18 protein-coding genes are annotated in these 19284 nt (G+C 57.7%); 10 read left to right on the top strand and 8 right to left on the bottom strand.

Annotated features, from left to right (window positions below; translation table 11 throughout):
- Window positions 1-2: 2 nt before the first annotated feature.
- Window positions 3-197: a hypothetical protein gene (locus tag AWB77_RS22495; RefSeq protein ID WP_061136657.1), complete on the top strand. Its 195-nt coding sequence runs from the start codon at window positions 3-5 to the stop codon at window positions 195-197.
- 91 nt (window positions 198-288) lie between these two features.
- Window positions 289-1050 carry a class II aldolase/adducin family protein gene (locus AWB77_RS22490; protein ID WP_061136656.1) on the top strand — a complete coding sequence of 254 codons (762 nt, stop codon included), beginning with the start codon at window positions 289-291 and terminating at the stop codon, window positions 1048-1050.
- Between the two features lie 775 nt (window positions 1051-1825).
- On the opposite strand, the gene AWB77_RS34645 is transcribed toward AWB77_RS22490, so the two are convergent.
- Both AWB77_RS34645 and AWB77_RS22485 read right to left on the bottom strand, forming a co-directional pair.
- Window positions 1826-2230 carry a ProQ/FinO family protein gene (locus AWB77_RS34645; protein ID WP_074168937.1) on the bottom strand — a complete coding sequence of 135 codons (405 nt, stop codon included), beginning with the start codon at window positions 2228-2230 and terminating at the stop codon, window positions 1826-1828.
- 792 nt (window positions 2231-3022) lie between these two features.
- Window positions 3023-4123 carry an alkene reductase gene (locus tag AWB77_RS22485; protein ID WP_061136655.1) on the bottom strand — a complete coding sequence of 367 codons (1101 nt, stop codon included), beginning with the start codon at window positions 4121-4123 and terminating at the stop codon, window positions 3023-3025.
- A gap of 331 nt (window positions 4124-4454) precedes the next feature.
- On the opposite strand from AWB77_RS22485, the gene AWB77_RS35985 reads away from it, so the two are divergent.
- The 7 genes from AWB77_RS35985 to AWB77_RS22455 all read left to right on the top strand — a co-directional run bounded on the left by AWB77_RS35985 (window position 4455) and on the right by AWB77_RS22455 (window position 12183).
- Window positions 4455-4595 carry a hypothetical protein gene (locus AWB77_RS35985; protein WP_157694877.1) on the top strand — a complete coding sequence of 47 codons (141 nt, stop codon included), beginning with the start codon at window positions 4455-4457 and terminating at the stop codon, window positions 4593-4595.
- Window positions 4596-4728: 133 nt separating this feature from the next.
- Window positions 4729-6105: an amidase family protein gene (locus AWB77_RS22480; protein ID WP_061136654.1), complete on the top strand. Its 1377-nt coding sequence runs from the start codon at window positions 4729-4731 to the stop codon at window positions 6103-6105.
- A gap of 811 nt (window positions 6106-6916) precedes the next feature.
- Window positions 6917-8335, top strand: a complete 1419-nt coding sequence (gene leuC / locus AWB77_RS22475; protein ID WP_061136653.1) for a 3-isopropylmalate dehydratase large subunit — start codon at window positions 6917-6919, stop codon at window positions 8333-8335.
- Window positions 8332-8982 (top strand): 3-isopropylmalate dehydratase small subunit, encoded by a 651-nt coding sequence (gene leuD / locus AWB77_RS22470; protein ID WP_061136652.1) that lies wholly within the window; start codon window positions 8332-8334, stop codon window positions 8980-8982. Before leuC ends, leuD begins: the two co-directional genes overlap by 4 nt.
- Before the next feature lie 115 nt (window positions 8983-9097).
- Window positions 9098-10432 (top strand): MFS transporter, encoded by a 1335-nt coding sequence (locus AWB77_RS22465; protein ID WP_063936541.1) that lies wholly within the window; start codon window positions 9098-9100, stop codon window positions 10430-10432.
- Between the two features lie 123 nt (window positions 10433-10555).
- Window positions 10556-11536, top strand: coding sequence for a nitrilase-related carbon-nitrogen hydrolase (locus AWB77_RS22460; protein ID WP_061136650.1), 981 nt, complete (start codon window positions 10556-10558; stop codon window positions 11534-11536).
- Window positions 11533-12183: a glutathione S-transferase N-terminal domain-containing protein gene (locus tag AWB77_RS22455; protein WP_061136649.1), complete on the top strand. Its 651-nt coding sequence runs from the start codon at window positions 11533-11535 to the stop codon at window positions 12181-12183. The genes AWB77_RS22460 and AWB77_RS22455 overlap by 4 nt, the downstream gene beginning before the upstream one ends.
- A 110-nt stretch (window positions 12184-12293) precedes the next feature.
- Here the strand turns inward: AWB77_RS22455 and AWB77_RS22450 are convergent, their stop codons facing one another.
- Together AWB77_RS22450 and AWB77_RS22445 are read right to left on the bottom strand one after the other, a co-directional pair.
- Window positions 12294-13196, bottom strand: coding sequence for a LysR family transcriptional regulator (locus tag AWB77_RS22450; RefSeq protein ID WP_061136648.1), 903 nt, complete (start codon window positions 13194-13196; stop codon window positions 12294-12296).
- Window positions 13197-13659: 463 nt separating this feature from the next.
- Complete coding sequence (locus AWB77_RS22445; protein WP_061136647.1) at window positions 13660-14859, bottom strand: lactonase family protein; 1200 nt, start codon at window positions 14857-14859, stop codon at window positions 13660-13662.
- Between the two features lie 532 nt (window positions 14860-15391).
- On the opposite strand from AWB77_RS22445, the gene AWB77_RS22440 reads away from it, so the two are divergent.
- On the top strand, window positions 15392-16672 hold the full coding sequence (locus tag AWB77_RS22440) for a glycosyltransferase (protein ID WP_061136646.1): 1281 nt from the start codon (window positions 15392-15394) through the stop codon (window positions 16670-16672).
- 185 nt (window positions 16673-16857) lie between these two features.
- Here the strand turns inward: AWB77_RS22440 and AWB77_RS37500 are convergent, their stop codons facing one another.
- The 4 genes from AWB77_RS37500 to AWB77_RS22425 all read right to left on the bottom strand — a co-directional run bounded on the left by AWB77_RS37500 (window position 16858) and on the right by AWB77_RS22425 (window position 19151).
- Window positions 16858-17061 carry an NrsF family protein gene (locus AWB77_RS37500; RefSeq protein ID WP_082852725.1) on the bottom strand — a complete coding sequence of 68 codons (204 nt, stop codon included), beginning with the start codon at window positions 17059-17061 and terminating at the stop codon, window positions 16858-16860.
- A 16-nt stretch (window positions 17062-17077) separates the two neighbouring features.
- Window positions 17078-17362, bottom strand: a complete 285-nt coding sequence (locus tag AWB77_RS35170) for a hypothetical protein (RefSeq protein ID WP_061136645.1) — start codon at window positions 17360-17362, stop codon at window positions 17078-17080.
- Window positions 17362-17946, bottom strand: coding sequence for a sigma-70 family RNA polymerase sigma factor (locus AWB77_RS22430; RefSeq protein WP_082852724.1), 585 nt, complete (start codon window positions 17944-17946; stop codon window positions 17362-17364). The genes AWB77_RS35170 and AWB77_RS22430 overlap by 1 nt, the downstream gene beginning before the upstream one ends.
- 521 nt (window positions 17947-18467) lie before the next feature.
- Entirely contained in the window at window positions 18468-19151 is a 684-nt protein-coding gene (locus tag AWB77_RS22425; protein ID WP_061136796.1) for a type 1 glutamine amidotransferase domain-containing protein, read from the bottom strand.
- Window positions 19152-19284: the final 133 nt, after the last annotated feature.

The following is a 19284-nucleotide window of genomic DNA, read 5'->3' as shown; positions in this document are numbered from 1 at the left end:
AGATGAAGTTCTCGCAAAACGGGCTGTACATCGACAAGTACATTAAGTGCGCCAACTGCGGCACGCTGGTGTATGTGGATGAGCCGAAGGAAATGAAGACCGCGGTTCAGGTCAGCGACCGGTTATTTTGTTCGCAATGGTGCGTCGACTGGGCTGAAGCCCGCCGACTCAGACGCGGCGAGTTAGTCGAATCGTAGTGCTGCTTGCTTGCGGCCCGGGACACATGGAGGTCCCGGGCTTGCACAGCTTCAGGCAAAGAAATCACCGTGCCTCGCAAAGGAAGACCATATGTTAGATACAAGCGTCCTTGAAAACATAAGCGAGCAGGAGCGCGCGGTGCGGTACGACCTCGCCGCGTTCTATCGGCTCCTTGCACATTTCCGCATGACGGACGTTATCGACACTCACATTTCCGCGCGTGTCCCGGGCGAGCACGGCGTTTTCCTCATCAACCGTTATGGCGTTCTGTTCGAGCACATCCGCGCATCCGATCTAATCAAGGTGGACTACGAAGGCAACGTCGTACAAGATGTCGCTCGAGGCGCGGTCAACAAGGCAGGGCTCAATATCCACTCGGCCATACACGCTGCGAGGGAGGACGTGGGATGCGTCGTACACACGCATACCTCCGCCGGCATCGCGGTATCGGCGCAGGACGAAGGCCTTCTACCGATGAGTCAGCACGCGCTGAAGTTCTACCAGCGGATCGGCTATCACGATTACGAAGGCATCGCGCTCAGTCCGTCGGAACGAAAACGTCTGGTGACCGACCTCGGTCCACATAGGGCCATGATTCTGCGCAACCACGGACTCCTTGCAGTGGGCAGGACGGTTCAAGAAGCGTTCAATCAGATTTACTTTTTGGAGCGCGCTTGCCAGGCCCAAGTGCTCGCAGTCAGATCCGGACGTAAGCTGCGATTCCCGCCGCCTGAGGTTTGCGAACTCACCGCCAGACAGTCCCAAGCCGAACTAGACCAGAATCTCGACGTGCTCGCCTGGAACGCGCTGCTCGAGCTGATCGACAAGCAAATGCCGGAATACCGTAGTTGATTCATATTTTGAGACGCATCGTCCGATGCGCTCAGCTTTGCGTGTTCCTGAGAAAGGAGAGTTTTTTTTGGAAAGGACGGAAGGATCCGCCTTTGCTCGCCGAACCGGAGATGTCACCGGCGTTTGCGACGGCACGGTCGTCCCGCATCACGCGCTCGTCCCTGGACGTTGATTGCGCCGGACATGACCGCAGTGCTCGAATTAATGGCCGATAACGCTTGCTGGTAAGTTGAAATGGGCATACTCCGCGCAGCCCAGTGAATGGCCAGTCGCTCGCCTGTTCGATGGAAAAAGCACCTGGCGGCGGCTCCAGCATCAAAGTATCGACGTGGTGGCGCGGGCACGAGGCTGACTTCGTTCTCTACGTCCAGCTGACGCACAATCATGCGTGAAGTATTCAGCCGTTTTCTCACTCTTGCGGGGAAGGCATGCGAGAAGAGGTCGGCGACCCGGATCCCGTAATAATCGCGCACGAACGGAAGGTTCGCGTCCAATCGGCGAAAGCTCCGTTTCCGTTTGCGGAGCGTTTGATGGAGGGCGCCGCGTCGGTCGGTATCACCCCCTTTTCGCGCCAATGGACATACGGTGGAAACGCCAAAAGGCTCGCCGCGGCTAGCGGACCGACGCGGCCGTGAGTAGCGATATATCGCCAAACCAATTCTCTAAAGATATCGATTGTTTTCTTCATGGGCTAAGTGCGTGGCGAGTTCGGCAATGTGTTAATCCACGTGCTCATATTATATTATGTCGACTACTGCGGGCGCGGGTTATTGCCCTACGGCTCAATAGCGCGGCGCTTGTTCACCACTTGCTGTTGTCTGCGCGCGAGCCGAGACCCCTCCTGCCTAGCACCGTAAAGTGCTTCAGCCGCGGTCACCTTGCCGGCTTTCGCACCAGAGAGATCCACGCGGGTTGTTCCCTCGACGAGGCACGTCCAGTAGCGTTGACCACGACACCACATCTTGAGGCCGTTGCGAGCGTCTCGCTTGCTGAGTCCAAGCGACGCGGCATGAGCAAGTACGTCATGGAGAATCCCGACTTTGAGAGGAACCTTAGGTGCCGGAGCGCGTGGGAAGGCGTGCGGGAAATTACGTTGCAGTGTCGTTATTGCGCGCGCGGCTGCATCAGCCGACGCGTGTGAAGCCGCTGGTGACTGCCTGATTTCTCGTGCAATGCTCACTCACCGCCCCCCAACGGACGAAGCGAACGTCTTGCGGTTCGAACAGCTTGGTGCGCTCAAGAGGCGGTAACCGCGCGATCGAACTCCATCCCTAGGACGGCGAACGAACGCGCTTCCACACCTTACCGTGCATTGTTCGTTCACGGACCTCATCGGAATATCGCTTACAGCAGGCTTCCTTGTTATGCCTTTGCTTTCCATGCTTCAAATCTCCGGTCGCAAGGCGCGATGCAATATCTCACAATTTCTGGCGCCTCGAACTTGACCAAGTGGCCGGGTTTGTCCCAGAGGTCATGGTTACCGTGCTCGCAAACCACGGCATTAGTATCCTCGAACGTACTGCAGTGTCGCGACTGACTGAGAGCGGTAAGCACTGGCGCCATCGTCCACGGTCGACGTTGTACATGCCGCGCACAGCATGGTCAAGAAAGTGACGGTCAATGACAGTTTGATTGCAATTTTCATGGAGCATATCCAATGGACACATCTGTTAGAGTAGATTGAAGTGTCGAGCAACGCGATGGCCCACACCGAACGAGTGCTATCCACGCGCCCCTATCAACACGTCATCGAGCGTATTTCTACCAGTAAAACTGAGCGCTAAATCGATAGCTAATGCTCCCGAGCGGGAGTTTTCGAACAGACTGCGAGATATACCACTGAGAGCCCACTTGTCGGTCCATCAGTCGTACTAATATTGTCAGCAAGCCGTCGTTAGACCAGCACCCTATTACGTTCGCACTATCGTATTTTCCGTGCGCGTACTAAGCCACGTACGCCGTTCGTCTTGGACTAGAAGCCGCCAACAGCATTGAGCGTAGCGAAGTCTGTGTACCCGCTTGCGCCGCCTCCGTAGTACGCCTCCTTGGGCGCATCGACGAAGGGCGCATTCTTCCGCAATCGATCGACCACATCCGGGTTGCCAATAAAGGGACGTCCGAACGCAATCATGTCAGCCTCACCCTTCGAAATCGTCTCGATCGCGAGTTCGCGCGTGTAGCTGTTGTTTGCAATGTATCCACCTCCAAACGCACGGCGCAGCTCCTGGAAGTCATACACCGCTTTCGCATTGGCGCCTCGTGTCTGCCCCTCGATGCAATGGATGTACGCCATACCAAGCATTCCAAGCCTTTCGGCGAGATACCCGTAGGTGGTCTGAGGGTCGCTGTCCAACGGTGTGTTGCCAGCGAAGCGAGTGAGCGGAGAGAGTCGTGCTCCCACTCGGTCCGCGTCCCATATTTCGGTCACGGCTTGCGCGACCTCAAGCGGCAGCCGCGATCGGTTCGCGACGGAGCCGCCGTATTCATCATCTCGACGGTTGGTGCTGTCCCTGAGAAATTGGTCTAGGAGATAACTGTTAGCCATATGGATTTCGACGCCGTCAAAGCCCGCTTCTTTTGCCCTTCTCGCGGCGTTTCGATAATCATCGATGAGGCCGGGAATTTCATCGTGACGCAACATCCTCGGCATTGACAGGCGCTCAAGGCCAGACTCTGTATATACTGTGTCCTCGCCTCGGATTGCGGAAGGTGCCACCGGTGCTTGACCGTCATCCTGGAGGCTAACGTGCGAAACGCGTCCGACGTGCCAGAGTTGCAGGACGAGATGGCCGCCAGCTTCGTGTACCGCGTCGGTTACTTTGCGCCACGCCTTGACGTGCGCATCCGTGTAAACGCCTGGCGTCCATGCGTAGCCGCGACCTTGCCGAGAGATGTTCGTTGCTTCGCAGATGATAAGACCAGCCGACGCACGCTGACTATAGTATTCGGCCGCCAACGGCGTCTGCACACCCTCGGAGTCTGCGCGCGAGCGCGTCAGCGGCGCCATCGCGATGCGGTTGGACACCGGAATTGCACCTAATTTGCCCGCATCGAACAGACCAGCCTGAGCCATAGCTTTCCTTGGAAGATTAACGACATCCGGTTGTTGGGCGAACTCGCGTCCATCTGAATCGAGCGAGGCGTGCTGCCATAGAAGGTGTCATTATGCGATGTCGAATTCCGTCGAGGAATGCCAGTTTCCTCTCTGCCGTTGTGCAAAAATGATCAGGTCATCGTCACTTTTTGTCTGGAGTAGAACGACATCGTGAGTGCTTCTTTAACTAAGCAACTTCGACATCCGCCGGCCGTCAATTCCCATGCGCTCCTGGACCATCGTCTGAAAGTCGCTGGGTTGCCGCGCCCAGGGACTTGTAAAAGGATAAGGCCGTCGGCTGCGAGTCCTGATGCTGTACGATTTCACGCCCGCGGCCAGTTTGATAGTTTTTCTCGAAATCTCACAAGGCGTGGCTGCCGATGCACTTGCTGTCGCCATTGACGCCGATTACGAAGCCGAACGTTCAGGTATGGGCGTCGCACGCACGTAGCGCCCCTTACGCATTGAGGCGCGTATCGCCGTTGCCTCTCGCCCGGCGGCAATTAAGGGTAATCTCAGTCGTCGCCGTTTCTCCTGCTTCGCATCGTAAACGGTTGCTAACCTACTCTTCTTGAGGAGCTCTGATGCCGAACCAGCCTGCCAAGCCAGCGTCCGCCGTCACGCTTGCCGCCGCGTATGCGGAGGGAAGCGCTAACGTCGAAGAGGTCGTGCGCCAGTCGCTTGCCGCCGCGCGCGATGCCAACAGCTGCTTCATTTCCATCGACGAAGACCGGGCATTGAATGAAGCCCGCGCCGCTGCTGCGCGCTGGCGCGAGGGACGCCCCGCCAGCGCGCTCGACGGCGTGCCGGTCGCGTGGAAGGACCTGTTCGATATCGCGGGCAGCGTCACGACGGCCGGGGCGGCGTTGTTCCGCGCCCGCGCTCGGGCAACCGCCGATGGGCCGGTCGTCGCGGCAAGCGTGCGCGCGGGGCTAGTCGGCATCGGCAAGACGAACCTCAGTGAATTCGCGTACTCGGGCCTCGGTGTGAACCCGCACTTCGGCACGCCCTTCAATCCTGCTTTCGATTCAACCGTCGCGGGTGGCGGACATCGCGCGCCGGGCGGCTCTTCGTCGGGCTCGGCGATCGCGGTGGCGATGGGCGTCGTGCCGATCGCCGTCGGTACCGACACCGCCGGCTCCATCCGCGTGCCCGCCGCGCTGAACGGCGTCGTCGGCTATCGCGCGAGCCGGGCGCGCTATCCGCAGCAGGGCATGACCGGCCTGTCGCGGTCGGCCGACACCATCGGCCCGCTCGCCCGCACGGCCGCCGACTGCGCCGCGTTCGACGCGGTCGTGCGTGGCCGCGAAGCCATTGCCGCGCTGCCCGACCTGCGCGGCCAGCGCTTCGTCGTGCCGACCGGATGGCAGGCGCGTTTCGCGGTGACCGACGCAGTCGCGGGCAACTTCATGCGCTTCCTGTCTCGACTGGCGAAAGCCGGCGCGCGCATCGACGCTACGCCGGTCGTCGCCTTCGACGCCGCCTGCGATCTCATCCGCGAGCGCGGCTGGTTCGGATCGCTCGAAGCCTTCGAGACGTATCGCGGCGTGCTGGATTCTGCCGATGCCGGGCGCATCGACCAGCGCGTGCGCACGCGGCTCGAACTGAGCCGCGGTGTGCCTGCCTCGCGTCTTGGCGAGTTGCTCGCGGACCGGGAGCGCTTGATCGCCCAGTTCGGCGACGAACTCGCGGGCGCCACGCTGCTGCTTCCGACGGTGCCGCACGTCGCGCCGGAATGCGCGCCGCTCGAAGCCGATCCGGAACGCTTCGCCCGCGTGAACCTCGAGACGCTGTCGATGACGATGCCCGGCAGCTTGCTCGATACGCCCGCTTTCGCGATGCCCACCGGCGTCGACGCAGCGGGCCTTCCCACCAGCGTGCAACTCATGCGCGCGCAAAACGACGACGATGCGCTCATCGCGCTCGCGCTGGCCGTCGAGCAGACGGTCGGCCCGAACTGATTCGCTCAATCGATTGGAACCTTGCGGAAATTCTGGTCGCATGCGCAATTGACACGGGGGTCACGAATGGCGAGACACGCACAAAGCCACAATTGATTGTGCTTACTGTGCGGTCCAATCGGGACCTGTCACAATACCTGCCGCGAATCGCCTCGTGGTCGTGCTCGGCCCTCCTCAACCGGTCAAAATCAACAGGCGGGTGAAGTCGTTCGGAAATGAAGAATTACGATGATTTGGGACGCTAACGAGCGGACTTCCAGTGAAGACTGTAGGCGCTAACCAAGGGCGCGAGCAAATAAAACTGACTCAATTCGAGCACGATTTGCACTCTTTTCTTGGCGCTCGAACTCTTATTGGCGGAACAGACGCGGGCGCGCTACTTAGGGGTGCTCTTCGGTCCGGGTCGACCGGTTCCCCAAGAAACTAGTCCCGGCTACGGACCGCGTCGCCGCACGCTGACTGCCAAGCGAACAAGCTAAAACGAGGAAACGCTATGCAACTGCCCCGAGGCCTGATGCATAGTAGCCCGCTTCCCCGAGGCGTGCAGAGGTATCGCCATTAATTCGGCTTGTAGCAGACGTTTCAAAACGTCGCGCCCCTCAGTCCCGTCCGGAACTCGGCATTACGGTATCGAGAGCTATTTCATTCGTTCCGAAAAGTTACGGCTGCATTGCTGCGCCGGAAACCAATTCCTCCATTGCGCTAGATAGACTGCTTCCAAATGTGGGAGGCGAGAACTGCAGGCCGATTTAGCCACCCATTGCCGCACGTTATATGGCGCTGGTTGACCGCTTTTCGGAGGATGGCTTAAATGGCAGGAAAAACGCTTTATCAGAAACTAGTCGAGTCCCATGTTGTTCAGCGGATCGACGAGCAGAACGTTCTTCTCTACGTCGATCTGCATGTGATGAACGAGTACACGAGCCCCCAGGCATTCAGCGCATTGCGGGCAAGTAATAGACGCGTCGCTCGACCGAGCCAGAATCTGGCCGTCCTCAGCCACATAATCCCGACGCACCCTGAGGCGCCACGTCTAATCCGTGATTCGGCTTCGATACACCTCGCCCGGAACCTCTCTGAAAACTGCGAGCACGCCGGAATCAACGTACTTGGTTTGGACAATCCGTTGCAGGGCATTGAGCATGTCGTCACTCCAGAACTAGGGTTGGTAAGACCGGGGATGGTCGTTCTCTGCGGTGACAGTCACACCACGACCTACGGGGCACTGGGAGCATTGGGATTTGGCGTTGGTACCTCAGACGTCGAGCACGTCCTTGCCACGCAGACGCTCGTTTACCGCATTGCTCCAACGATGCGGGTGACGATCGACGGCGCACTCCCTTACGGAACGTCTGCGAAAGACGTCATAATTTGGCTGGTTAGCCGAATCGGAGCTCAGGGCGCACGGGGCTATGCCGTAGAATTCACCGGCTCCACGATTGCCTCTCTATCAGCGGAGGGGCGCATGACCCTTTGCAACATGACTGTCGAAGCCGGAGCGAGAGCTGCTCTTATTGCGCCGGATGATAAAACGCTGGACTATGTTCGCGCGCACGCCGTCGAAATGGACGCATCGGAGTTCAAGGCGGCATCATCCGACTGGAGCGCTTTCCGGTCGGATGACGATGCATCTTTTGATGTCGAGTTTCACTTCGACGCGAGCAACGTCGCCCCTTTCGTTACCTGGGGAACAAGCCCGGACCAAGCCATCGCGGTTGACGAATTTATCCCGAGTGAAGCGGCGCAGGCGACTCCCGAGGCAGCGGCGTCGCTTCGTCGCGCTTTGCAATACATGGGCCTCGTCCCGTCAAGTCCTCTAGCAGGCACTCCAATCGATCGGGTCTTTATAGGGTCTTGTACTAACGGCCGTATAGAAGACTTGCGTGCCGTCGCGGCTATCGTGCGTGGCCGGCGCGTCGCGAGAGGTGTGCGCGCGATGGTCGTTCCAGGGTCGGGAACAGTCAAGCGTGCTGCCGAGAAGGAGGGCATCGCCCAGATTCTCCTCGACGCTGGATTTGAATGGCGAGAGCCGGGATGTTCAATGTGCCTTGCGATGAACGACGACGTGCTTGAGGCGGGAGAGCGTTGTGCATCGACGACGAATCGAAATTTTGAGGGTCGGCAGGGTCTAGGCGGCCGCACCCATCTTATGAGCCCTGCAATGGCTGCCGCAGCCGCGCTGAACGGTTGCATCACTGATGTCCGAACCATACGGGTGCACGCGCGATGACGAGACTTATTAATATTCGGGGCACCGCCCTGCCGCTTCCAATCGAGAACCTGGACACCGACCAGATCATGCCGAAGCAGTTTCTGCGAATCACCGACAAGACCGGACTTGCCAAAGGATTTCTGCACGACCTGCGGTTTGATGCCTACGGGATGCCACGGGGAGACTCGATTCTCAACAGCGAAGCGTACGCAAACGCACGAATATTGATTGGCGGATCAAACTTCGGATGTGGCTCGAGTCGCGAACATGCAGTGTGGGGGATGCAGCAGTACGGCTTTCAGGCAGTCATTGCACCTAGCTTCGCCGAAATATTCTACTCGAACGCGATGAACAATCGGCTCTTGCTCGTGCAGCTTGATCGCGAGGAAATATGCGAACTCACACAGTTCGTCCTACAAAACCCGTCCTCCGAGTTGCAAATCGATCTGCTGCTGCAGACGGTCAGGACATCGGCACGAAGAAGCTTCAGTTACGAGATCGACGCGCGCCACAAGCAAATGGTGGTCGAAGGATTAGACGCGATCGACCTTACGCTTGGCCTCGCGGCGCAGATCAGCGAGTTCGAGGCGCAGCATCATAAGAGGTATCCATGGGCTCGCGTGTTGAGTCAGCGAGTGCTCGCTCACGAGACTTCTAGAGATTAGCGCGTCGATTCAATGGGTCGCCCTAATGGATACCGCGACGCGTTGATGGCGATACGGCGACATAGATCAGTTCACCGTAGGTTAAACAAGCGCGAAATGCGCTGGAGCGAATACTATGGAAACAGCTTCGTCCACTGGAGTACGCTCGATTGCGCCTGCACATTCGCAGCGCAGTTCACGTCGAATGACAGCGGGCCTGATGGGTGGCGTTGCCCTCGAATGGTACGACTGGAATATCTACGGGGTGATGGCTGCGATTCTCTCACCCAAGTTCTTCCCTTCGACCGACCCTGTCGTATCACTGCTTTCCGCGTTGGCTGTCTTCGGTGCTGGGTTTTTTGCTCGTCCAATTGGGGCGGCGCTACTCGGACCCGTTGCCGACCGAATTAGTCACCGGGGGGTAATGATCCTGTCGGTGTCAGCGATGGCGGTTTGCTCGCTAATGATCGCCGTAATGCCCGAGTACAGCACAATTGGGGTCTGGGCTGGAGTCTCGCTTCTGTTGCTACGACTAATTCAAGGACTCGCAACCGGAGCTGAGGCGGGCGTAGCTAACGCAATTGCGAGCGAGCTTGCGCCTCGTGGAAAGGAAGGTCGCTACATGGGACTCGTTAGCGGTACATCCATCCAAATCGGGATCGTAGGCTCAAGCCTCGTAGCGTTGATTGTGAGTCTGTGCATCAGCAAGTCCGAGATGCATGCCTGGGGCTGGAGAATCCCCTTTGCAGTTGGTGGCGTAATGGGGGTAGTCATCATGTATCTACGCAGTAGCCTCCCGGAAACTCTGATCGCGGCTGCACTGCACACACATGCCCCAAACGACGACACAAGGATCCATGAACGAACCCGCGATGTCTGGAAGCAATTGTGGGATGTCCGCCTTGCGTTGCTCGCTGTAACGTTAGTAATCGGCTCTGTACAGATTGCAAATTACGCGTGGATCACCGGGTTGCCCAGTATGGCCAATTCGGTCTTCAAGGAAAATAACAGTCTCGTCTTTGCGATCACTGTGTCAATGGGCTTTGTGTGGATGTTGTCTGGGCCTGTGATTGGAGGGTTAGCTGACCGTATGCGTGCATCCCGCGCCTTCATCCTGTTCCGACTTTTGATGGCGCCCGCTTTCTTCCTGCTCTGGGCGTACACTAAACAAGACATCGAGCGATTTGCGTTGGTGATGATCGCGGGCGGTGCCGTCGTCGGCTTCAACATGAGTCTGTCCAACTACATTGCCGTTACTCTGATGCCTCGCAGTATTCGGACGACCGGGGTGGCTGTGGGATACGCACTCGGTGTCTCCATTCTAGGCGGCACCTCACCATATCTGCTCTTGTGGTTGCACCACAACAACCTTGGCCACCTCTTTCCGATCTATGGGGCAGCGATCGCGGTCTTGAGCGTTATTGTCTACATGATTGCCCGGACGCGGGGACACGCCTACCTGTCAAATTGACGGGGCAAGAGATGGGGGCCAGCGGGCCCGAAGAAACAGGCAGCGTCGCATGTGGAAACGTCAAGTCGGCAGCGCATCAGGCTGCTAGCGCCATTCAAGACACAAGAAATGGGATGAACAAATATGAACGACCCGAAGTCCGGCATTGCAAATAAACCATATATTGCCGCATGTGTCCAAGCGACGCCAATCGTCTACGACGTCGAGGCAACATTGCACAAGACCGCTGACCTTGCTTCCGACGCTGCAGCCACAGGGGCCAAGCTGGCGGTATTCCCAGAGGCCTTCATATCTGCGTATCCGCGTGGGTCGGCCTTCGGTACTGTCATCGGCAATAGATCAGATGCGGGACGTGCAGAGTTTCGTAGATACCATGAATCCGCTATCGAGGTACCTGGTCCGGTCGTGAGCACGCTGGCAAAAATTTCGAATAAGACTGGAATAGACATCGTTATTGGCGTGATCGAGCGCGATGGCGGAACCCTCTACTGTTCCGTGTTGTTCTTCGATGCAATAAGGGGGTACCTTGGAAAACGTCGCAAGCTGATGCCGACTGGCGCCGAGCGACTGGTCTGGGGCTTTGGTGATGGGTCTACGATGCCGGTTTTCGAAACATCGCGAGGTAGAGTGGGCGCCGTCATCTGCTGGGAGAACTACATGCCTATGGCGCGTGCCGCGATGTATGCCCACCGCATCCAGATTTACTGCGCGCCGACTGCTGACCCTCGCCCAACTTGGCTGCCTTCCATGCAGCACATTGCCATGGAAGGACGCTGCTTCGTGCTGTCGACAAATCAGTTCAACCGTAGCCACGACTTCCCCCGCGACTTCGTAAGCACGTTGCCATCGGATCCCGATGCGATCGTATGTCGAGGAGGGTCGTGTATCATCGACCCGTTGGGCCGGGTGCTAGCGGGGCCACTTTGGAACGAAGAGGGCATCATTACCGCCGAGATCGATCTGGGAAAGATTACAGAAGCGATGTATGACTTCGACCCTATCGGGCACTACAGTCGGCCGGATGTATTCAACTTGACGGTCGACACTTCACCGAAGCCGGCAGTCCGTTTCTCTTGTCGCATAACCGACTGGGAGCGGTCGTGATCCTTCACTACACGCAATACTCTATCTTCGCCCGCAAGGTGATGGTTTTAGCGTGGGAACGGGACCTTGCGAGTCGCATCCAGCTGTCCATCTGCAACGTAGGGACGCATATTCCATTGGAGTCCTGCGAACATCTGCGGCTTTCGGCTTTCAATCCTTTAATGAAGATTCCAACGTTAATAACCGACGAAGGCGACGCGCTTTTCGATTCACGAGTGATTTGTGAGTACCTAGACAGTCTGCATCAGGGACCGCCGATGTTTCCAATCGTGCGGAAGAATCGGTGGTCGTCGTTGCGAGCGCAAGCTCTAGCCGATGGGGCAATGGATGCGGCGTTACTTGTACGATTCGAGAATGCGCGCTCTGAAGCAAACCGCTGGAACCTTTGCATGGACCTCCAAAAGCGACGGATCTTTCAGGCGCTCGATGAGTTGAATAGGTTGGCTGATGAATTGAACACCGACCCAACGATTGGCGAAATATCGGTAGCGTGCCTTCTAGCGTATCTGGATTTTCGATTCAATGTCTTCGATTGGAGATTAGGCCGAACACCGCTGTCGGACTGGTTTGAGCCGTTCAGTAGACGTGCGTCGATGCTGGCGACTAGACCGGACGCGGAGTGGCTCGACCCCACGCGTCCCCAGTGAGAACGGCGGCGGCAGGCCGACGCCGGCCGCAGAATGCGAGAATCTGACGCGCGCCAAGCGCCAGTTGGCATTGGTCAGTCGGCCTCCCCCAAATTGCGCACCGAGCGTTGTCACCTTTGGTTCTTTCCGCGCTGTAGATACTCGGACAGGAAGTCGACGAACGTCCGGAGCTTGGTCGTTAGGACGTTGCGTTCGAGATAGATCGCGTGAATGTCAGCCTGCGGCAGCGACCACTCACTTAAAAGCGGAACGAGATCACCACGCCGCAGATGCTCATTGATTTCCCACTCGGAACGTGCTGCAATCCCACGTCCTTCGAGTGCCCACAAGAGAACCGAGTTTCCGTCGTTGCTCGTAAGGCAGCCGTCCACCTTCACCATCTGGCTGCGGTTTCCACGCGAGAAGTGCCATGTACCAAAGGCCGATTCGTTTTCGCGAAGCACAATGCATGAGTGTTTCGTAAGCTCATGCGGTTCGTTCGGTGCTCCGTAGCGCTTGAGGTAGGATGGCGAGGCACAGACAATTCGCTTGTTCCTGAGCAACAATCTCGCATTGAGTCGCGCATCAGGAACTTTCCCAAATCGGATTCCAACGTCAAATCCATCCTCTCCCAGACTTAGCGGCTGCTCAGTCAGCTGAAGCTGTATCTTCATCGCTGGATAGAGTGCGACGAACTCAGAGAGGGCTGGCGCGATCCTGCATCGGCCAAAGCCGAACGACGCATTCACTCGCAACAGGCCCGCAGGCTCGGCCCGTCCTCGTGTCACCAACTGCTCCAGCGCTTTGACGTCATCAAGGATCGACAGGCCGTTGGCGAGGTAGACCTCGCCTTCTGGGGTGAGGCTCAACCGCCTGGTTGTCCTGTTGATAAGCCTTACGCCCAACCTGCGTTCGAGTTGGCTCAGCCTCTTGCTTACCGCTGGAGGTGTGATGCCAAGCTCGCGTGCAGCAGCGGCGAGACTCTCGCGCCGGGCGACCAGAGAGAAAAGGCTTAGATCAGAAAAGTTGTCCATCGTGACAGGAAGCTAATCGGTACGCACGCGAACCGCTTTCGCTCAGCGGATTCAGTTTACGGTTAACCTGGATGAGCGACTGAAGGAAGACGTGTCTGCATAGTGCCGTATGAGTACTTACGTTACGCGAAGCGACTTCCAAGACCAGTCATAATAAGGGAGGGTCAGGAGCTTGTGCAGTAGAACAAACGCCAATCGGAAACGTTCCGAGGGGCATCAAAAGAGGCAAGCAATGGTTCGGCCCGTGTTCGAAACGTTAGGGCTATACGCGTTCCTCCGCACGCTCATCTTGAGGTGCGGCAGATTCGACAGTCGCTTTTGGGGCATCGGGAGCGTGGGCGAGATGAACGACGCGCCGGATCGACTGTTACCGATGCGAGGACTAAGCGCTAGCTTGCGAAGCCAGCGCCAGACCTCGGCGTTGGCGTCTGTCTCGCAGCCAGCCCGAGCGCTGCACGCCGCGTTACGTACCGGCAAGGCCTTGCAAGGTGATCGTTCCGATAGCCTTCGCAGGCTGTTCGTTAAGCTTCGTCAGTCCACCGTTCGCACCGATCGAGTACGCGACGACTTTGTCGTCGCCAGGGAAGTCTTGGTACAGGAATTTGCTGTCAGGGCTAATCCATGAGTCTTCTGCAAAACTGGTTGACCCAGTCACCACCGGCGGCTCTGAAGCGGCATTCCCGTTGATTAGTGAAAGCTCTCCGTTGGCGCCGACGGCGTACGACGATATGAAGCCTGCTGCGTTTCCGACATAGGCGAATTTGTTGTCGGGCGTGAGCGCGAGCCAACATGGTGCACCCTGCCCTGGGACGGTCAGCGGGCCGCTCGCAGCGCTAAGCGTTCCGTCGTCGTTCAAACGGTAGGAGGCCACGCTGTTGCTGATTGCTTCGACGGATACAGCGTTCCTCGACAGCGGACCACTTCCGAAAAATGTTCCAAAGGGACCGGATCCCACGGTAGGCGAAACGACGGGCGCCGCGAGCGACCCGTCTCCGTTGACACGATACGTCAGAAGCTGCCGACCTGGGGTCCCGCCCACAACATTACTCTGGCTACGGATATCGACAAGAACGAATGTCCCGTCCGGCGATACGGAGACTTGGGTGGGAAGCGCGTCCGCCTGAACTGTTGGATATGTTCCGATCTGCGTCAGCTTGCCGTCCATACTGATTCGATAGGCGCCTAGCTGATTCGCCCCGCGCTGGTGCGTCACGTAAAGCACATTGTTGGAAACCGCGAGCGAAGTTGGGAGGAGCCCGCCTGTACTGGACGTCGCTAAGAGCGTTGGTTTGCCCCCGGCGGGATCAATGGAGAACACACTGACCGTAGCGTCGCCCGCATTGACGACAAACAATCGCGTGCGATCGGCATTCACGGCGACGCTAGAATTGCTCGTCAGAGAGTCGGGGGCTATCGCGCCACCGCCTGCGAATGCAACGCCGCCGGTCCCTTTTCCACCCGTTGGGATCGACGTTACAGGTCCGAGGGAACCGTCCGCCCTGCGGATGAATTGGAGCACAGCGTTCGAATTATCGTCGCTTTGCGCAAAGAGCTGTGGCGACACCGTGTGCGCAGCTGCCGCGGGGGAACTGTCGTTATTTCCACCGCAGGCGGCGAGAAAAGCCATCGGGATTGCGGAAGCGATCAATCGTTTATTCAACATGCTTTCTCCTGTTCTCGAGAGTGCCTACTGATCAAAAATCGGAGCAACTCTGACGTAGATTCGTCGGAAACACGGAGAGAGTTACAGCGCGAACCGATTCTTTTCCTCAATGCAGTTTGCGATGCGCATTGAAGGCGGCGCGCCCCGTTCTTCCGCTTGCTTCGCTTCGGGTTACGGATTCGCAACCAACAGCGTAGGCATCAAAAGCTCCTCGGTGTAATTCGCGCCCGCCTGAGCCAGCCAGGCGCGAAGACCTGTCGATTGAGGTTCGAGCCGCATCGCGGTTCACCGTGCGACGTCATCCGAAGCGTTGGGTGTTTGCTCTCGAGCAAGCCCGCGTAGCCCGTTCAGTGCCGAGTGCGAGCAACGTCGCTGGCTGCCGAGTGTGAGATGCGCTATCCAGGGCGACTATTCGAAGATTGATAGCCGTCAAATATCTGCCAGCACTGCTCGAGCTAATCGTTACGTCGACTGTAACCTGTGCGCTCTCGATGACGAATTACTTCAATCATTCTCACGTGGACCAAAAACGATGCGCGTCTTACTTTCTTCCGTCCCCCTGGTCGGGCATCTGAATCCGATTTTGTCCGTTGGCAAAGCGTTAATTGACGCCGGACACGATGTCATCGGAATGACATCGACATCGTTGCGACACAAAATTTCAGGGATCGGGGGCGCATTTCGCCCTCTCCAAGGGGAAGCCAATCGTGATCTAAGCGACTTCGCCGTTGCATTCCCAGAGTTCAGCCAGATGAAGCCGGGATTGGACATGACGAAATTCTATTTCGAGCGAGTATTCGCCGATCCGCTGATCGACCAGTACACCAGCCTGTGCAATGTGCTCGACGAACTCCCCATAGACCTTGTCGTGACCGACAATCTGTTCTTCGGTGCAATTCCGCTGCTGCTGAAGCATCCTCGTTGCGAGAGGCCGCCAATTGCTTTCTGCGGAACCACCTATCTTCTTTCGCGCCGTGACGACCTCGCTCCCTGCAATTTGGGCCTCCCCTTCGCAGAGCCAAAGGCCTACGCTAGCATCGCCGAAGAGGTGGACAAGGAATTCCTTGCGCCGTTCGCTTCCAATCTCAACGCGCTTCTTCTACGCGCGGGCAGTCCACCGCTGCATGAAAATATTTTTGACGCGACGGCTCGGCTTCCCGACCTCCACCTTCAATTGACCGTGCCGTCGTTCGAGTTTCCACGCAGCAACTTGCCCGCCCCGTTGAGGTACGTTGGCGCGCTGCCGATCATGTCCGGCCAGGCGCCCTTGCCGCCTTGGTCGTCGGAGCTCGACGGATCCCGACGAGTGGTTCTTGTAACACAAGGGACGCTATCTAACCATGACTTCAGCCAACTCGTCAGCCCTGCCCTCGACGCGCTAGCGGATCGGTCCGATCTACTTGTCGTTGTTACCGCGGGCGGGCGCTGCATCGACAGCATTCCGGGACGCATACCTTTTAACGCCCGGATAGCAAAGTATCTCCCGTTTGAATGGTTGCTGCCGAAGATCGATCTCCTTGTAACGAATGGCGGATATGGGACCGTAAATCAAGCACTCGCTCATGGCATCCCAGTAATCGGGGCCGGGCAATCGGAGGACAAGGCAGACGTCAATGCTCGTATCGCATGGTCAGGCGTTGGAATCGACCTACAGACCGATCGACCAAGTGTCGACGCGATAAGGACGGCCGTGGACACCGTTATGTCTAAACCACACTTCTCCATGCGGGCTCGGCAGATGTCCCAAGAGCATCAGCGAGTCAGACGCGACGCAAACATCGTTGGACTTCTCGAATCGCTTTCGGTAGCTTAATGACTCAAACGGGGTCTTCCCGATCTGGTCTGCTAGCTGACACGCATTCGTTCGAAAGGGCCGAGCGCGTTCAGCGCGCCTTGCGAGGAGGCCGGTTCCCCGATCCGATGGTTACAAAGCAAAAGGTTCTGGCCTAGCCCAGCGCGGTTATTGACCGGATCGCCATCCCGAGGACGTACCAACGTTCATCTCAGGGGCAGTGCACGCCGTAGAAGACTGTCGCGGTCGAGCTTGGGACTAGTCTGGGCTACTGCGCCTGCAAGCCGTAGATGGCTCTGCGCTAATGATGTCATTGACCGGAAAACAGCGGGAAACGCGGTAACCGCCAGTAGCAATATGCTGAACGGGCATATGGGCCATGAGTGGCCGAGCAACTTCGCTGGACGCATGTCAGGCGTCGCGCTGTCAAACACTCCACTCAGGGATGAGAGGCAACGCAAGCAAAGTCCGCGCGGCGCCGGCGCGGTCGCCGGGCCGTTCAATGGGATTGACAGCTAGCAATGGGCCCATGCCGATTATGAAGGGAATGCGATCATTGATTAAATTCTGCTGCGCGCCTAACACCAAAATCATGATGATGAAAGAAGCAAGCATGCCAAGGGGCAGCGCCGTTGCACATCGCACCGAACAAGCCTGGTCGACGGGTGCTGCCTTGGTTGAGAGCAGGCCGATTAGGTCGTCAGTCGTCATCACACGCCTCGCAGGCGCGCGGCCAGCGCCTTTAGGCCTCGATGAACGCCTACCTTCACCGCCGATTCGGACAGCCCTGTTATACGCGCGGTTTCTTTCACCGAAAATCCATTCAATTTCATATAGACGATGGGCAAACGCTGGTGATCCGGTAGAGCCTCAAGCAGCTTGGTGATATCACGACGCGCCTCCAGCGGTTCGTCGTCGACCGCCGATAGAAGATCAAGATGATCGTCGATGGGGTCATGCATCGCTTCACGGCGTGCACGCGAGCGAAAGAAATCCATCAGCTTGTAGCGAGCAATTGCGTGAAGCCAAGCTGTCAGCGGTTCGTCTGGGCGATATGTGTGACGCGCGTTATGCACCGCCAGAAGAATCTCTTGGACGAGGTCTTCAACGTCGTCACGGTAGGCGGGGATGCGCCGCTTAAGGAAGGCACGGAGATTTTGCGCTAACGCCTGCAGGAAGCAGCGATAGGCATTGTGATCGCCCTCAAGCCCGCGCGCGAAAACCGCTTTCAGGCTGCTTTCCGTTTCCTGCAGTCTGGAACGACCATCGTCGGTAACGTCAGGACCAGGATTCATGCGAACGATGCAACGCTGCGGCGGGCTCAACGTCGAGATCAAGTAAAGCGCTTGAGAATAGCCGAACCTGCGCAGCGTCGCAACGGTTGCGACGCACGCAATTGCATCCACGATGCTTTGCTGACGTAGGCCCCAAACAGTGGAACACAGAACAGCGTTATTCGCATCATTGGACGACGTCGCGAATGCAATGATGCGACGTCGGAGTCCATGGGACGCCACAGTGCACGCATCTAGTAGCTTTGATCTGGCGCTCAGGAAGGAAAACGTTCGCTTGTTACATGCCCGACGAGCCAATGTCGGCCCGCATGAACGACCGCGCCCGCCGAGTTCCAACTCAGGCGATTTCGCGCGACGAAAGACAACCCAGGCTTAGTCCTGACGGGGATTTGTAGCTGAGCGACGACGGTGCGCGCACACATGAACGAGTTTCAACAACCGGCTCGCCCACGATGCGGCGAGCCGTGACTACATGGTCGCGCCGCGCCCACACTAAGCAAGGGCGCAACCAGTTCCGCGAATCACGACGAAATGCGACTAAGAAGTAGGCGCGCTGCGGGATCGGCAGACGCGGGACTCTGGCCAGTTATGAGCAAACCATCTTCCACCACGTGTGGATGCCAGTCATCCGCGCTTGAATACTCGCCGCCTAGACGCTTCAGCTCGTCTTCCACCGAGAAGGGAACGTGGGCTGTCATGTTGACCGCCGCTTCTTCGGAATTTTTGAACCCGGTCACCTTTCGGCCTTTCACAAGTGGCTGACCGCTTTCTGACTTTGCGTGTCGCAGAGCACCCGGCCCGTGGCAAACCAGCGCGAGCGGCTTACCCGCCGCGATCGTCGATTCAATCAGCCCAACAGACTTCGGATCCTCCGCGAGGTCAAACAAGGGGCCATGTCCACCCGGATAGAACACAGCGTCGAAATCCTGATGGGACACGCTAGCGAGGGGAACCGTAGAAGCCAACGCCGCCAGCGCCTCAGGATCCGCGTCGAACCTTTTCGTCGCATCGGTCTGGAACTGAGGAAGTTCGCTTCGCCAATCAACGGGTGACTTGCCTCCCTTGGGCGACGCCAGTACTACATCTACCCCTGCATCTCTGAAGATGTAATACGGCGACGCCAGCTCTTCGTACCACAGCCCGGATTTTTCGTCCGTATTCCAGCCAAGCTTGTCATGTGACGTAAGTACCATTAAGACTTTCATAATATGCTCTCCACGCATTGGTTAAAGAGAAAGCGACCGCATCCCCAGGGATTTGATTCCTGATTACAAAATAGCCCACCCATTTGCACAACTAACGTTTGAATCTTGGAATCTGATCGATGTTTTTTTAACA

The sequence above is a fragment of the Caballeronia fortuita genome (assembly GCF_001544835.2).
GTDB classification, from domain to species: domain Bacteria; phylum Pseudomonadota; class Gammaproteobacteria; order Burkholderiales; family Burkholderiaceae; genus Caballeronia; species Caballeronia fortuita.
The sequence above is the reverse complement of the archived record's forward strand: the minus strand, read 5'-3'. Positions and strand labels throughout refer to the sequence as shown.

What these genes read in the sequence shown, in the direction of transcription:
- leuC (WP_061136653.1), top strand. Translation starts at nt 6,917, where the DNA reads ATGGCAGGAAAAACGCTTTATCAGAAACTAGTCGAGTCCCATGTTGTT.
- AWB77_RS22450 (WP_061136648.1), bottom strand. Translation starts at nt 13,196, where the DNA reads ATGGACAACTTTTCTGATCTAAGCCTTTTCTCTCTGGTCGCCCGGCGC.
- AWB77_RS22495 (WP_061136657.1), top strand. Translation starts at nt 3, where the DNA reads ATGAAGTTCTCGCAAAACGGGCTGTACATCGACAAGTACATTAAGTGC.
- AWB77_RS22465 (WP_063936541.1), top strand. Translation starts at nt 9,098, where the DNA reads ATGGAAACAGCTTCGTCCACTGGAGTACGCTCGATTGCGCCTGCACAT.
- AWB77_RS35985 (WP_157694877.1), top strand. Translation starts at nt 4,455, where the DNA reads ATGCTGTACGATTTCACGCCCGCGGCCAGTTTGATAGTTTTTCTCGAA.
- AWB77_RS37500 (WP_082852725.1), bottom strand. Translation starts at nt 17,061, where the DNA reads ATGCGTCCAGCGAAGTTGCTCGGCCACTCATGGCCCATATGCCCGTTC.
- AWB77_RS22445 (WP_061136647.1), bottom strand. Translation starts at nt 14,859, where the DNA reads ATGTTGAATAAACGATTGATCGCTTCCGCAATCCCGATGGCTTTTCTC.
- AWB77_RS22425 (WP_061136796.1), bottom strand. Translation starts at nt 19,151, where the DNA reads ATGAAAGTCTTAATGGTACTTACGTCACATGACAAGCTTGGCTGGAAT.
- AWB77_RS35170 (WP_061136645.1), bottom strand. Translation starts at nt 17,362, where the DNA reads ATGACGACTGACGACCTAATCGGCCTGCTCTCAACCAAGGCAGCACCC.
- AWB77_RS22460 (WP_061136650.1), top strand. Translation starts at nt 10,556, where the DNA reads ATGAACGACCCGAAGTCCGGCATTGCAAATAAACCATATATTGCCGCA.
- leuD (WP_061136652.1), top strand. Translation starts at nt 8,332, where the DNA reads ATGACGAGACTTATTAATATTCGGGGCACCGCCCTGCCGCTTCCAATC.
- AWB77_RS22430 (WP_082852724.1), bottom strand. Translation starts at nt 17,946, where the DNA reads ATGAATCCTGGTCCTGACGTTACCGACGATGGTCGTTCCAGACTGCAG.
- AWB77_RS22480 (WP_061136654.1), top strand. Translation starts at nt 4,729, where the DNA reads ATGCCGAACCAGCCTGCCAAGCCAGCGTCCGCCGTCACGCTTGCCGCC.
- AWB77_RS22485 (WP_061136655.1), bottom strand. Translation starts at nt 4,123, where the DNA reads ATGGCTCAGGCTGGTCTGTTCGATGCGGGCAAATTAGGTGCAATTCCG.
- AWB77_RS22440 (WP_061136646.1), top strand. Translation starts at nt 15,392, where the DNA reads ATGCGCGTCTTACTTTCTTCCGTCCCCCTGGTCGGGCATCTGAATCCG.
- AWB77_RS22490 (WP_061136656.1), top strand. Translation starts at nt 289, where the DNA reads ATGTTAGATACAAGCGTCCTTGAAAACATAAGCGAGCAGGAGCGCGCG.